The organism is Mucilaginibacter lappiensis (assembly GCF_050433765.1).
Taxonomy (GTDB): Bacteria; Bacteroidota; Bacteroidia; order Sphingobacteriales; family Sphingobacteriaceae; genus Mucilaginibacter; species Mucilaginibacter lappiensis_A.
In genome coordinates this window covers 120,906-134,767 of record NZ_JBNPWP010000008.1, presented here as the reverse complement: position 1 = coordinate 134,767, position 13,862 = coordinate 120,906, and the positions used below count along the sequence as shown (strand labels likewise).

At 39.3% G+C, this 13,862-nt stretch carries 16 protein-coding genes; 6 read left to right on the top strand and 10 right to left on the bottom strand.

From position 1 onward, the window contains the following. The first annotated feature begins 315 nt into the window (after nt 1-315). On the top strand, nt 316-1,800 hold the full coding sequence (locus tag M2273_RS22275; protein WP_429399982.1) for an aldehyde dehydrogenase (NADP(+)): 1,485 nt from the start codon (nt 316-318) through the stop codon (nt 1,798-1,800). Between the two features lie 125 nt (nt 1,801-1,925). Here M2273_RS22275 and M2273_RS22270 read toward each other — a convergent pair whose 3' ends face one another. Next, on the bottom strand, nt 1,926-2,822 hold the full coding sequence (locus tag M2273_RS22270) for a LysR family transcriptional regulator (protein ID WP_429399981.1): 897 nt from the start codon (nt 2,820-2,822) through the stop codon (nt 1,926-1,928). 100 nt (nt 2,823-2,922) lie between these two features. Between M2273_RS22270 and M2273_RS22265 the strand changes: the two genes are divergently transcribed. Then, a complete protein-coding gene (locus tag M2273_RS22265) occupies nt 2,923-3,558 on the top strand; it encodes an NAD(P)H-dependent oxidoreductase (RefSeq protein ID WP_429399980.1) in 636 nt (211 codons plus the stop codon). Beyond that, the gene (locus M2273_RS22260; RefSeq protein WP_429399979.1) at nt 3,530-3,823 is read left to right on the top strand and encodes a putative quinol monooxygenase; all 294 of its coding nucleotides are present in this window, start codon (nt 3,530-3,532) and stop codon (nt 3,821-3,823) included. Before M2273_RS22265 ends, M2273_RS22260 begins: the two co-directional genes overlap by 29 nt. A gap of 178 nt (nt 3,824-4,001) precedes the next feature. On the opposite strand, the gene M2273_RS22255 is transcribed toward M2273_RS22260, so the two are convergent. After that, the gene (locus tag M2273_RS22255; protein ID WP_429399978.1) at nt 4,002-4,820 is read right to left on the bottom strand and encodes a hypothetical protein; all 819 of its coding nucleotides are present in this window, start codon (nt 4,818-4,820) and stop codon (nt 4,002-4,004) included. Between the two features lie 236 nt (nt 4,821-5,056). Here M2273_RS22255 and M2273_RS22250 point away from each other — a divergent pair, with 236 nt between their 5' ends. The 3 genes from M2273_RS22250 (at nt 5,057) to M2273_RS22240 (ending at nt 7,341) form a co-directional block, all read left to right on the top strand. Further along, entirely contained in the window at nt 5,057-6,082 is a 1,026-nt protein-coding gene (locus tag M2273_RS22250) for a sensor histidine kinase (RefSeq protein ID WP_429399977.1), read from the top strand. Further along, nucleotides 6,079-6,795 carry a LytR/AlgR family response regulator transcription factor gene (locus M2273_RS22245; protein ID WP_429399976.1) on the top strand — a complete coding sequence of 239 codons (717 nt, stop codon included), beginning with the start codon at nt 6,079-6,081 and terminating at the stop codon, nt 6,793-6,795. The genes M2273_RS22250 and M2273_RS22245 overlap by 4 nt, the downstream gene beginning before the upstream one ends. A 144-nt stretch (nt 6,796-6,939) precedes the next feature. Beyond that, nucleotides 6,940-7,341, top strand: a complete 402-nt coding sequence (locus M2273_RS22240) for a hypothetical protein (RefSeq protein ID WP_429399975.1) — start codon at nt 6,940-6,942, stop codon at nt 7,339-7,341. A 66-nt stretch (nt 7,342-7,407) separates the two neighbouring features. On the opposite strand, the gene bshC is transcribed toward M2273_RS22240, so the two are convergent. The 8 genes from bshC to M2273_RS22200 form a co-directional block, all read right to left on the bottom strand. Beyond that, complete coding sequence (gene bshC, locus M2273_RS22235; RefSeq protein ID WP_429399974.1) at nt 7,408-9,000, bottom strand: bacillithiol biosynthesis cysteine-adding enzyme BshC; 1,593 nt, start codon at nt 8,998-9,000, stop codon at nt 7,408-7,410. Nucleotides 9,001-9,046: 46 nt separating this feature from the next. Then, entirely contained in the window at nt 9,047-10,384 is a 1,338-nt protein-coding gene (rimO, locus tag M2273_RS22230) for a 30S ribosomal protein S12 methylthiotransferase RimO (protein ID WP_429399973.1), read from the bottom strand. A gap of 71 nt (nt 10,385-10,455) precedes the next feature. Further along, nucleotides 10,456-10,830: a GxxExxY protein gene (locus M2273_RS22225; protein WP_429399972.1), complete on the bottom strand. Its 375-nt coding sequence runs from the start codon at nt 10,828-10,830 to the stop codon at nt 10,456-10,458. A 36-nt stretch (nt 10,831-10,866) separates the two neighbouring features. Then, entirely contained in the window at nt 10,867-11,832 is a 966-nt protein-coding gene (gene ftsY / locus M2273_RS22220) for a signal recognition particle-docking protein FtsY (RefSeq protein ID WP_429399971.1), read from the bottom strand. A gap of 241 nt (nt 11,833-12,073) precedes the next feature. Further along, a complete protein-coding gene (locus M2273_RS22215; protein ID WP_429399970.1) occupies nt 12,074-12,238 on the bottom strand; it encodes a DUF4295 domain-containing protein in 165 nt (54 codons plus the stop codon). Nucleotides 12,239-12,331: 93 nt separating this feature from the next. Beyond that, nucleotides 12,332-12,514 (bottom strand): 50S ribosomal protein L33, encoded by a 183-nt coding sequence (gene rpmG / locus M2273_RS22210; protein WP_067063463.1) that lies wholly within the window; start codon nt 12,512-12,514, stop codon nt 12,332-12,334. Between the two features lie 109 nt (nt 12,515-12,623). After that, complete coding sequence (rpmB, locus tag M2273_RS22205; RefSeq protein ID WP_183566999.1) at nt 12,624-12,857, bottom strand: 50S ribosomal protein L28; 234 nt, start codon at nt 12,855-12,857, stop codon at nt 12,624-12,626. 153 nt (nt 12,858-13,010) lie between these two features. Further along, nucleotides 13,011-13,715, bottom strand: coding sequence for a hypothetical protein (locus M2273_RS22200; protein WP_429399969.1), 705 nt, complete (start codon nt 13,713-13,715; stop codon nt 13,011-13,013). Nucleotides 13,716-13,862: the final 147 nt, after the last annotated feature.

The following is a 13,862-nucleotide window of genomic DNA, read 5'->3' as shown; positions in this document are numbered from 1 at the left end:
TCGTTTTATTAACTAAAGCTTAATTATTACCGTATCAAAAAATGGCAATGCCTAAGAATCTATTGCAGTAGCGAGGAAGGAATTGCTTAAAGATAGATATATTTTATTGTATATCAGTACTTTTAAATATTAATTAAAACCATTGACATATGGGATAGTAATCTCTGTTTAAAGCCCTACGGATCAAACATGCCAAAATCATAGCATTAATGGATAGTATTGGTGAGTTATATTGAACCTTGTTTAAATATATTTGTTAAAATTATTTTGGATACAACCCGTTTGTATCATATATAACACATCATAAAATCTGCCATGGCTAACCATTTTAAAGAAGCAAGCGTTGAAGAAATAAACCAGGTAATGCAGCAGTCACATGCCGCGTTTCAGATCTTTCAAAAAAAGAGCATCGAAGAAAAAAGCACATTTCTGGATACCATAGCCAATGAAATTGAAGCATTAGGCGATGCCCTGCTGCAAAAGGCATCCGAAGAAACTAATTTACCCATAGGTCGCTTAACCGGCGAACGTGCCCGTACCACTGCACAGTTGCGCATGTTTGCCACCATGCTGCGCGAAGGCAGCTGGGTAGAGGCCAGCATTGACACCGCCATACCTGACAGAGCCCCGTTGCCAAAACCCGATCTTCGTAAAATGCTGATCCCGCTGGGGCCGGTGGTTGTATTTGGCGCCAGTAATTTCCCGTTTGCTTATTCCACCGCTGGTGGCGATACTGCCAGCGCGCTGGCGGCCGGTTGTTCGGTTGTGGTAAAGGCACACCCTGCCCACGCCGAAACTTCTGAAATGGTATACAGCGCTATTAAAAAAGCCATAGCTACCTGCAACATACCTCAAGATGTTTTTCAGCATGTACACGGAACCTCATTTGAAAGTGGCAAAGCCCTGGTACAGGCCGACCATACAGCCGCGGTAGGTTTTACCGGCTCTACCGCCGGGGGTAAGGCCTTGGTTGATTATTCAGCACAAAGAAAAAACCCCATTCCTGTTTTTTCGGAAATGGGCAGCATAAACCCGGTTATATTTTTACCAGATACCCTGCAACAAAATGCCGCCGGTTTGGCCACACAATACGCAGGCTCTATCACCTTAGGCATGGGGCAGTTTTGCACTAACCCCGGTTTAATGCTGGCGGTTGAAAGCCCTGCTCTACATGATTTCCTGGATCATTTAAGCACAGGCATTGAAGCCATACAACCGGCTAAAATGCTGCATGCTGGTATCCATTTAGCTTACGAAAAAAAGAGCCACGAGGCACTGGAGCAAAAAGGTGTAAAGCTGGTTCAGCAAGCCGCTACGGCCGCTCATGACATTGAAGCTCTGCCAACCGTTGCCCTGGTTAGCGGCGAAACATTTTTAGCAAATCCTATACTGCATGAGGAAGTTTTTGGACCATACTCGCTCATGGTAAGCTGTAAGGATGAGCAAGAATTGGTAACGGTTTTAAAATCGGTATCGGGACAGCTTACCACTACCGTAATGGGTACCGTTAAGGATCTGACAGATCATCCAAACCTGGTGGATGTATTACCTTCCATTGCCGGTAGGATATTGTTTAACGGTGTACCTACAGGAGTTGAAGTTTGTGCCAGCATGGTGCACGGCGGCCCTTATCCGGCCAGCACCGATAGTCGTTTTACCGCTGTTGGTGTTAATGCCGTAAAACGCTGGGTTCGCCCGGTATGTTACCAGAACTGGCCAGATAGTTTGTTGCCTTTGGCTTTGCAGGATGCTAATCCGCTACAGATATGGCGGTTGGTTGATAATGAGTGGAAGAAGTAGAAGCCCCCTCTAAATCTCCCCCTAAAAGGGGAGACTTTTAAAATCTTTTAAAGCCCTCTCCTTTGGAGAGGGTTGGGTGAGGCTTCTGCTTCTTTCTCCCGCAATGTCGCGATGATATGTTGCTTTTAAGCCATTTCCTTCATAAAGATCTCCTGGATAACATTGATCTCTTTGGTGTAAATGGTTTTTTTGCGCATGGCAAAGTACAGGGTGTTCTCCACTTTCTGTTTACCTTCCCATATCAACTTTACATCACCGCTTTCAAGTTCCTTTTTACATAAAAAATCAGGAATCACGGCCAGACCTACACCACTGCTTAAACACCGAACAATGGAGCTTAAGTTGGGTACTATATAGTTGGGTTTAAAATTTGGCCGCCTGTTAAAATTAACATACCAAAACCTTAGCCAATGTTCCATATCACCGGTTGTACCATACCACTTCTGGTCGGTGAGCCATTGTTGTAACCCAGGCATGTCATTTTGCGTGAGCAACTTTTCAAAGCGTGTAGTATCGGTATTTTTCCCAGCTACCAATGCAATTGTCTCTTTGGAGAACGGCGTGTATTCTATGCTTTTATTATTGCCCTTCTGCGGGGTAATGATCAAGTCGAGGATACCATTGTCCAGGTCGCTCAGCATTTGCGGGTATTCGCCAAACTTAATGATCACGTTGAAGGGCAACCCGGCCAAATAAGGCTCTAAAGTAATTTGAAAAGTTTCAAAACACATGCCTATACTTATGGTGGGCGTATCCTTTTCCGTACTCCTGTGAAAATGTTTTTCGGCCGATTCCAGTTTTTCCAATGCCTCCTGTATATAGTTATACAATATCTTTCCCCGTTCGGTTGATACCATTTTACGCGAGGTGCGGTCAAAAAGCTTATAACCAACATAAGCCTCCAGCGAACCTAAATGGAGGCTAACTCCGGGTTGTGATACATACAGCGCTTCGGCAGCGCCTGTTAATGTCCCGGTTTCATAAATGGCCTTAAAAGTTCTGTACCATTCTAAATTTACCATTTCTATCTATCATAATTATGATACAAATGTATGATTTAAATTATTTTAATAGTAGATAAATCAGACCTAATTTTGTGTCATAAAATTAGAGCATAACAAAATGAAGAAAATATTTGTAATAAACGGCGGCCAAAAATTTGGCCATTCCGGAGGAAAGTTTAATAAAACAATAACCGAAACAACTGTTGATTTTTTCGAAAACCAACCCGGCTTCGAGGTTAAATACACTGATATTAATGAAGAGTACGACCCAGCCGAAGAAGTTCAAAAATATGTATGGGCAGATGTGGTGATATACCACACACCTATTTGGTGGTTCCAGGTACCACACGGACTTAAAAAATATATTGATGTGGTATTTACAGAAGGTCACGCAAATGGGATATATAAAAGCGATGGCCGCACGGCCGAAAACCCAACAATTAATTATGGCACCGGTGGTATGCTGCACGGCAGGCAATATATGGTAACCACTTCATGGAACGCGCCCAAAGAAGCTTTTACCTTGCCGAATGAGTTTTTTATGGAAACCAGTGTTGACGACGGACCATTATTTGGCTTTCACCGGATGAATGCTTTTACCGGTATGACGCCTTTGCAAAGCCTGCATTTTCATGATGTGATGAAAAATGCCGATATTCAACATAATCTTAACACCTATATAGATCATCTTACCAAAAATTTCATCATCGCCCAAACACAAGAACATGAGCATTTACTTAACTGCAATAATTAAAAGCAAACCAGGCTATGCCGATGCTTTAAAAGCACACTTACTGGAATTAGTGAGCCATTCAAAAACTGAGATCGCCTGCCTGCAGTATGATCTGCACCAAGTTGAAGAAGATCCTAATATTTATATTTTTCATGAAGAGTGGAGCGATGCCGCTGGATTAGAGCTGCATAACAGCCAGCCCCACCTGCAAAACTTCGTTACCAACTCTGCCGATCTGCGTGATGGCGACATCATTATATATAAAACGCATCTGGTTTCAGCATGATAACATAAAAAATATGTCATTGCGGGCGATAGCGTGGCAATCTCCTCATACAAAGTCTACTACTTGTCTTTATGAGATTGCTTCGTGCCTCGCAATGACATGGTTTTCATCTTAAAAAAACAACTTGCACTCGGCTGTGACGAGGCAAGTTGTTTTTTTTAAGATCTCTATCCCACCCCTACTTTACAAACCTTTTCAACAGATCAGGCGCCGCGGCCAGGAGTTTAATTTTATAGCGATAGCCTCCATCAAAAGCATCTTCCTCCTTTAAAAACTCGTGTGCCTTTTTGCTTATCCAATAGGTTTCTGTATAGTGTTTACCCTGGTAATCACTTTCGGTAAACAGTTTCCAGCAATCAACCTTGTCATTATTTAAGGTAGTAAGCACCTCATCGCCGGTAACTTTATAAAGCACGTACATGGGTGGCTCCAAACCGGCATCATAAAAATTAATAGCGAAGGTTTTCCCTGACGCCAATGGCAGCATTTCAAAAGTTTCAATGTCCAAATTCCAGTTAAAATTAGGTTGCTTAAAATCAAGCGAAAAATTTTTCGCGACGTTATCTTTTACGGTATCGGCCGCGGTGATCTTATCCGTGTCCCAGTTATAGGCTTTTGTTTTGCCGCCCATAGTTTCTGCATGGTAAAGAGGTGCAAAATCGGCAACCTTATTAACAGAATAAACTTGTCTGAATGATGTGCTATCGCTACCAAACCAGTTTTGACTTATGGTAAAAACCTTTTCATTATTTTTGGTTCCCACTTCAATATTGCGCAACCAAAACCAAAATCGTAAATTCTTTTTACTTTTTACATTTTGAAAATACACCAGGTATTGCTTATTGCCCGGTTGTAACACCTGGGTCATCAATCGTTTATCATTAAGGCGTATGGTATCTGTTTGTGCCCATACCGGCCTTAAATTGCCCAGCAATTGCCACAGCAAGGCTAAACTTGTCAAAATAATTTTGATGATAGAGCAGCAGTCTGTTTTCATGATAGTTAATGGTTTAAAGCACGTCCTTTTTATAATTAATGATTAAAACTGCCTCTTATTCACCGCCAAAAAAAATCAATTCAACTGCTGCATAGCTATTTTTAACAACTGGCGGCAAACATTCAATAAACAGGCCTTTACGCCGTTTATTAAACCCTGTACCCCTTTGGTTTAATAAACAAAGGCATCGGTTGAAAAAAAGCAAGAACAATAAAAAACCTTTGTAATTTTAAAACATGCAAGTATTTAAAGGAAAGGCAACCATTACTCAACTGCAATGGCTTGCCTGGGTTTCATTCTACGTTATTACATTTTTTTCCTATCTGCCAATGGATGGGCTTGCAGAATCGGCTGTGTTCCCCGTGATCAATTGCTTTTTTTATGCGGTTATTATATATGGCAATATCCTGTTTTTGTTTCCGCGTTTTTACCAGCGTGAAAAATATGCAGTGTATGTATTATTGGTGATCCTTCTTTTGCTGATAACAGGACTAACCCGGGGTTATTTATCTTCGTTTATTTACAATACATACTTTGCCGAACCCTCTAAAATTGAGCCTGCAACATTTCTTAGCCAGCTAAAATATTCATTGGCCGGAATTTTAATATTCGCGCTCAGTTTTATATTCCGCATAGCTATTGCCTATTTTAAACTGAAACAGCAAACCGAAGAGATCATGGTACAAAAAAGCCAGGCAGAGCTGAATCTTTTAAAATCGCAGGTACAGCCACATTTTCTGTTCAACACACTCAATAACATTTATTACGAGGCTTATCGCGAAGCGCCGAGAACCGCTGCTCTGATCGAGCGCCTGTCAGACATTATGCGCTATTTTTTGGATGAGAGTCCTAAGGATGAGGTTGCTATCGCCACCGAAGTTAAATTTATTGAGAATTATATGGAGCTGGAAAAGATCCGTATAAGGCATGATACCCAGATGAGCTTTAAAAAAGATTTTAGCCAGGACCTGCGGATTCCGCCTATGCTGCTGATGACTTTTATAGAGAATATTTTTAAGCATGGCATTGATAAATCAAGCCTGGATAACTGCATCAAAATTTCATTGATTCAGCAGGATAATTACCTATTGTTTGAAACCACTAACCGTGTATATGCCAAACCTAAACAAAATGGCAGTAACGGATTTGGGATAGCAAATTTGCATAAAAGGCTTACCTTGCTATACGGAACAAACTTTGAACTGGATGTTAATAAAAATGAACTATCGTTTACAGCTTTTTTAAAAATCCCTTTAGCGTGAATTTAAGTTGTATTATTATTGATGACGAACCAAATGCGGTAAAACTGCTCGAAATGCTGATCAGTCAAACCACGCAATGGCAACTGTTAACAAAGTGTTATAACGGCCTGGAAGCGCTTGCATTTTTAAAAGAGAACAAGCATAAGGTCAATTTTATATTTTTAGATATCAACATGCCGCATCTGAGCGGTATGGAACTCGCCGGACTATTATCACCTGACACCAAAATTGTTTTTACAACCGCTTATTCTGAATTTGCTGCCGAGAGCTATACTTTTCAAACTATTGACTATCTACTAAAGCCCATAACACTGAAACGTTTCCTGGCTGCTATGCAAAAGATAGAAGCTTATTTCGGAAAAGCCCAGCCAGTTATTATCCCAACAACACAACCCGAGCAGGAATATTTTTTTGTAAAATCGGGCAAAGTGCTCCGCAAAATATTACTGGAACACATACTATATTTTGAAGGTGAAAAGGAGTATGTAAGGGTGGTGACGCATACCGATCAATTACTTATTTACCGGCGGTTGAAAGATATTGAAGAGCAACTGTCAATTCCATTTGTACGCGTACATAACTCATACATTGTAAATACCAAACAGCTCAACAAAATTCAGGATAACCATATATACATTGGCGATAAACAGATCCCCGTTAGCGAAAAATTCAAGGACAGTTTTATGGCGGTTATTAATCAGCGTATATTTTGAAGATTTATATTTGAGACTTAAGTTTTAAAAATCAAGGCTTTTATACCGGAGGCGGTTATTCCGTCGTCGTTTACAATAAGTATAGTTGGTTTTGTTATATTCATTGCACGAATACTCATATTTGATTGATACGGACACAATAAAATGATAGATGGAAAGCATTATATAAGCAAAACAAAGGAATATTATTCATTCCTCATTAGTGAATTTAATTTAAACCTCATTGATGAAAAAATAATTGGGAATGCTTTTTACGACATCCGTTATGGAGATAAGGTACATGTTATTTCTATCAGCTATGAAAATATTGAAAGCTACTTTCAGGTAATCATTTTTAACCTTCAAAATGGCAAAATGCCTAACTACGAAGACAAAAGCCAAACTATTCATTTGAGCACTCTAAATACTGCTATCATTTCGAGAATAAACAGTAACGAAATTCTTTTAAATAACAACATATTTAGTGAGTTCCTGGCTAATAACGAAATAGAGAGAAAACTGCTTAAAGCAGCAAAGGAACTAAGATTATGTTTAAAACACGTTTGAGATATAATTGTTTATAGTTGAGCCGCCGATAGGGGATTACTCCCTATGTAGTTGACTAAATTTAGCTTATTCTTCTGTTAAAATAGTAAACTTAAACTCAAGCGGTTCAAAATGGCGAATGAGTTCATCAATGAATGATTGCCCCCATTTTACATACATCAGACCAAAGTTTTCGGTACGCTCCTGCAAGCTGTCTTTAGGGAACAATTCGGCTTTAACTGCTGATAGCTGTTCAAGCCTTACCTTGTAATTGCGTTTTTCGGCCTTAACTAATTTCTTTTCCAGATTATCAACGGCATGTTTAAGGCGGGCTTGCACTGCAGCTGTAGATGGTGACAATGTGGGGTCAATTTTATACGACCTCAGTTTTATTTTTTCAAAAACGCTGGTCAATTCACGCCACTCCCCCTCTAATGAAAGATTATGTTCGCTATGCTTTTTTATCCATTCAGTTTGCAATTCGTCTGTCGGCTTAAACAGGGCGGCAACATCCAGATCCATACGTTCAATTTTGGCAGCCTGTTCTTTACGCACCACCAAAGCCGAGTTACGCAATATCAGGATAGGGAAATCGACTTGATAAAAATCAAAATTAGATTTAAGCTCAAACCAGTAAACCACTTCGGCGCCACCACCAATATAGGCAATGTTGGGTAAAATACATTCCTGGTATAGCGGGCGCATCACCACATTTGGGCTAAAACGCTCCGGCACTGTCGCGATTTCCTTTTTCAGCTCAGCCTCTGTAAAACGGATATCAGTATTCATTACCTGATAGCTGTCCTGCTCAAAAATTATACGTTCGCGCAGGCTGTCTTTCAGGTAAAAAAAGTTTATCTCTCGCGGATTAACTTGTATATGTACCCCCAATTTTTGCAATTGCTCATTGGTGGTGCTTATATTTTTAAAACTGTGCTGACCAATGATGTCCTGCTCCATGATTGGGGCAAACTGCTGCTTAAACTCATGGTCATCTGCATCAATAATCACCAGGCCGTATTGGCCAAACAAGGCATTAACCAGGTAGCGGGTAGCATCGGCAAGTTTATCAAATCGGGTATAGGCTGTTTCTACAATTTTTGCCAAATCTTGCGAATAACCCTCCATGCCTAAAACTCCCTTATACTGGTTAAGGGCCTGGCGCATGGTATCGGGATTTATACGCCCTGTCGCGCCCGATGCCTCGTACCACCAATGCACCTTTTTACCACCAATATTGGTATAGTTGATCTCGGCAAAGTCATGATCTTCACTGGCCATCCAGTAAACAGGAACAAAATTTTTATTGGGGTGAGCGGCTTTTAGTTGCTGCGCTAATTTAATAGCCGTAGCTATTTTATAAAGGAAATAAAGCGGGCCTGCAAAAATATTTAACTGGTGACCTGTGGTAATTGTATAAGTACTATCTTCTTTAAGCAGCTCAATATTGTGCTCTACAATGGATGGATAAGGCTCATTATGGGCATATTGTTTTGTCAATACACGTACCAGTACCTCCCTGTTGGCAACTACCTTTTTATTTTTTAGCAGCTCGGCAAAACCTGTCATATCCGGTCGGTAGCCGTAAAATTGTTTAAGATCAGCACGGTTCTCGAGGTAATCAATAACCGTGGGCGAAAAAAATCCGGTGTCTTTATAACTTGTACAGGAGGCTTCCATTAATCCAAATGTAAAATCATTACTGGTAATGTGCCACAAATTAACATTATTTTACAATTTGTCCATAAAGGTCAAAATCTTCGGCACTGTTAACTTTTACATTAACAAAGCTTCCTATAGTTGCATAATCAATTTTAGCATCAATCAAAACTTCATTATCCACTTCGGGCGAGTCAAACTCGGTACGGCCCACAAAGTAATCACCGTCCTTTTTATCAACCAGCACTTTAAAAGTATGACCTATTTTTTCCTGGTTCTTATCAAACGAAATACCTTGCTGAATTTCCATAATGGCATCGGCACGCTGTTGTTTTACTTCATCAGGAACATCATCAACTAAAGAGTAGGCATGGGTTTTTTCTTCGTGTGAGTAAGTGAAACAACCTAAACGGTCAAACTTAGTTTCTTCAACCCACTGCTGCATTTCTTCAAAATCGCGCTCTGTTTCGCCGGGGTAACCGGTAATTAAGGTAGTACGCATAGCAATACCCGGTACTTTATCACGGATCTCGTTTACTACATCTATTGTTTTTTGTTTGGTAAGACCACGGCGCATGGATTTCAGCATATTATCGCTGATGTGCTGTAAAGGCATATCCATGTATTTGCAAATATTATCGCGCTCGTTCATCACGTCCAGGATCTCCATTGGGAAACCGGATGGATAAGCATACTGCAACCTGATCCATTCGATACCGTTTACATCAGACAGGCGGCGAAGCAACTCATCAAGGTTACGTTTACCATACAGATCCAACCCGTAATAGGTAAGGTCCTGCGCTATGAGTATAAGCTCTTTGGTGCCATTTTTTGCCAGCTTCTGCGCATCCATAACCAACTGATCAATTGGTGTGCTTAGGTGCTTGCCACGCATCAGCGGGATGGCACAAAATGAACAAGGACGGTTACAACCTTCGGCAATTTTAAAATAGGCAAAATGCGATGGGGTGGTCAGCAGGCGTTCGCCTATCAGCTCATGTTTATAATTTGCACCAACTGATTGCAATAAATTCTGCAGATCGTTAGTACCAAAGTAAGCATCAACATTGGTGATCTCGGCTTCCAGCTCAGGTTTATAACGCTCGCTCAGGCAACCGGTCACAATTACTTTCCCAACTTTACCCTGCTCTTTAAGCTCGCTGTATTGTAAAATAGTATCGATAGATTCCTGCTTGGCGTTATCAATAAAGCCACAGGTATTTATCACGATGATATCGTTGCTGTTAACAGATTCAGCCTCGTGCACCACATCAAACTGGTTGCCCTTCAGCTGACCCATCAGGATCTCAGAGTCGTATATATTTTTTGAGCAGCCCAAAGTAACCACGTTTACACGGGGTTTAACTATTTGGGCTGTCGGCCTTGAAATTTCTTTTGTTTTCATAATATTTTTGAGATTTCACTGATTTTAGGAGTGATTTCACCGATCTTTATTAAGAATTACAATTGATTTGATCAAACTGATATCCTTTTTATTTCACAACTTGGATTACCAAAATTGATAAGTAATCCTGTCTTTACCTTACTTGCTTTGAGATAGGAAAGTAGTTGACTTTTAAATAATGCTGGGATATACCCCGTTACTGATTTAAGTTCAACGATAACTTTGTTTTCAACAAAAAGATCACACCTGAATTTTCCAACAAACTGATCTTTAAAAACAACGTTAAACTCTTTTTCTACTTCAAAATTTATTCCCTCTAATACTAACTGATGTTGCAGCGCTTTAGCATAAATCTTTTCAATAAATCCCGGCCCCAATGAACGATGAACTTCGTAACAGCAGCCTATTATCTTTTCAGTAAGAGCATCATGTTCAAAGTTTGACATATCAATCGGTGAAATCAACTCAAATAATCAGTGAAATCACACTTTAAACAAACTGTTCACAAATTCAGTTCTGTCAAACAGTTGCAAATGCTCCATGCCTTCGCCTACACCTATATATTTTACCGGGATCTTAAACTGATCCGAAATTCCTATCACTACACCACCTTTGGCCGTACCATCAAGCTTGGTTAGCGCCAACGCGTTAACCGCGGTAGCCTCGGTGAATTGCTTGCATTGTTCAATAGCATTTTGCCCGGTCGAGGCATCCAGCACCAGCAATATCTCGTGCGGGGCGCCAGGGATCACCTTTTGCATTACATTCTTGATCTTGGTAAGCTCGTTCATTAAACCTACTTTATTATGTAAACGGCCTGCGGTATCAATGATAGCCACATCATCGCCATTGGCCACTGCAGATGTCAATGTATCATAAGCTACAGATGCGGGATCTGAGCCCATAGGCTGCGCAACTACTCTTACATCAACCCTTTTGCCCCAAAGCTGCAGCTGTTCAACCGCGGCAGCGCGGAAGGTATCGGCAGCGCCTAAGACAACTTTATTGCCTGCTTGCTTTAATTTATGGGCCAATTTGCCAATGGTAGTAGTTTTACCTACACCATTAACCCCAACCACCATAATTACATAAGGCTTGTGGTTGCCATATTCAAAGTTCCTGAAATCGTTACTGTTGTTTTCGGCCAGTAACTGCTGAATTTCGTCCTTCAGCAAAGTGTTCAGTTCGTTGGTGCCTACATATTTATCGCGGGCAACGCGAGCCTGTATGCGCTCAATTATTTTTAGAGTGGTGCTTACACCAACATCTGATGTTACCAGCACTTCTTCCAGCTCATCAAGAACATCATCATCAACTGTTGATTTGCCTGCTATTACCTTGGTGATCTTTGAAAAAAAGTTATCCTTGGTTTTTTCTAAACCAGTATCAAGGGCTTGCTGCTCCTGCTGTGTGTTATCCTTTTTCTTAAAAAAATCAAATAATCCCATAGTTTTTTAGATATGCAGATTTTAGATGTGCAGCTATGCAGATTTCAAATATGCAGATTTTTTGATGTTTAAACTTAGCCTTGCAAATATGCCGATATTCATGTTAGCAGATATCAGATCAATGTTATAATATGATCTCATTTGCACATCTGTACACTTGAAATCTGCACATCAGTATGTAATCAACAAAAAAAGCCCTCTCGTAAAAACAAGACGGCTTCTATATTTTGATCAAAAGTTATTACAGTGTTTTACCTGCAATAGCATCCTTAACAAAATCGTTAGGGACAATTTGTTCTTTAAATGAATAAGCACCTGTTTTAGGTGATTTATTCATAGTGATCACTTTTGAATATTCTTTGCCTTTACCTGCTACTTTCAGTGTTGCAACTACTTTCTTTGCCATTTCTTTTAATTATTGAATTAGTGACTTATTGAATTAGTGAGTTAATTGTTGTTAGCACTTTAAACCTAATCAACCATCAACTTAATCAACCAATTATTTAATCTCTTTATGAACTGTTACTTTCCTTAAAACCGGGTTGAATTTTTTCATTTCCAGTCTTTCAGTTGTGTTTTTCTTGTTCTTAGTGGTAATATAGCGAGACATGCCTGGCATACCGCTTGTTTTGTGTTCAGTACACTCTAAAATTACCTGAACCCTGTTGCCTTTTTTTGCCATTTTCTTTTTATGTTGTACGTGTCACCTCCCGGCTTACGTAATTTTTTAATTATAATACTGCACGTTTTGAATCTTACGTATAACGTAAAACATCAAACGTACAACCCTACTAAATGTATCCTTTTTTTACAAATTTATTGATACAGGCAGTTATACCATTTTTAGTAATGGTTTTAACAGCCGATGTAGATACCTTTAAGGTAATCCATTTATCTTCTTCAGGGATATAAAACTTTTTAAGTTTTAAGTTTGGATGAAACCTACGTTTTGTTTTAACGTTTGAGTTAGAAACGTTATTACCCACTAAAGATCCTTTTCCTGTTAGATCACAAATTCTTGACATGACAAATATTTTTAATTATCAACCCTTTACTTAAAAGAGTTTGCAAATATCAGACTTTTAAATCAAATATTCAAGGGTGTTTTCAAAAAAGATTAAATAAATATTCCGAGCCTCAAAAAAGCGTATTCGCTACCTCCCGAAAGGCTATCTCACTTATTGATAATAAACTATCTTTCTTTCGGTATAAAAAGGTTGGGATAGGGTTCCGTTATCAAGTTCGGGTACTTTTATGCGCTTAATCCAGTTGCCTGCCTTATCAAAAGCCGTATAAGTATAATGCGTTTTGATGTGATTGCGGTTTACCATGTTGCTATTTTGTTCCTTAATAAAGCCGGCCTTGTTATATTTAAATTCATTTACAAGTACCATATCACCTTTCTGATCATATTCTTCATCCTTCGCCTGGTGCCCTTTTCTATCATATTTATATTTATTCTTATACCGAAAAGCTCTTTCATCCGCATAGAAATTAAATTCAATTATATTACCCGTTCCATCAAAATACAGATCGGCTTGTTTCCTGTTAGTATAAAGTTCCATAATTATACTGTCACCGGTATTTTCTTTCCGTTGATAAACAAACCTGGTATTAAACTGAAACTGATTGTCTTTTCCACTACTATAATAAACCCGCTCTGTTATGTTACCGGCACTATCGTACTTGATAACATTCTTAGTCAACGAATCCACGCCGGTACTTCCTTCAAACTTTGCTTTGTCTTTATAATCTGTTTCGGTAATTTGCTTTATCCTGCCAAATAAATTATCTTTTTTAAATGGATCAAGCGCTTTTTGAGCCTCAACCCTACTTACAAAAATGCTCAAACCTAAAAATACCCCAATGGCGAACGCTTTCATTGATCAATGTTTTTAAACTTAACTAAGATATGTTCTATCTAATAATTCCGTTTAATTAATAAACTAATTACAGCTGTTGTAATCAAAATATTACGGCCTTTCTCAGAGTTATTCCCACTTCTTAAAATTATTTAAAAAGATTTGTTT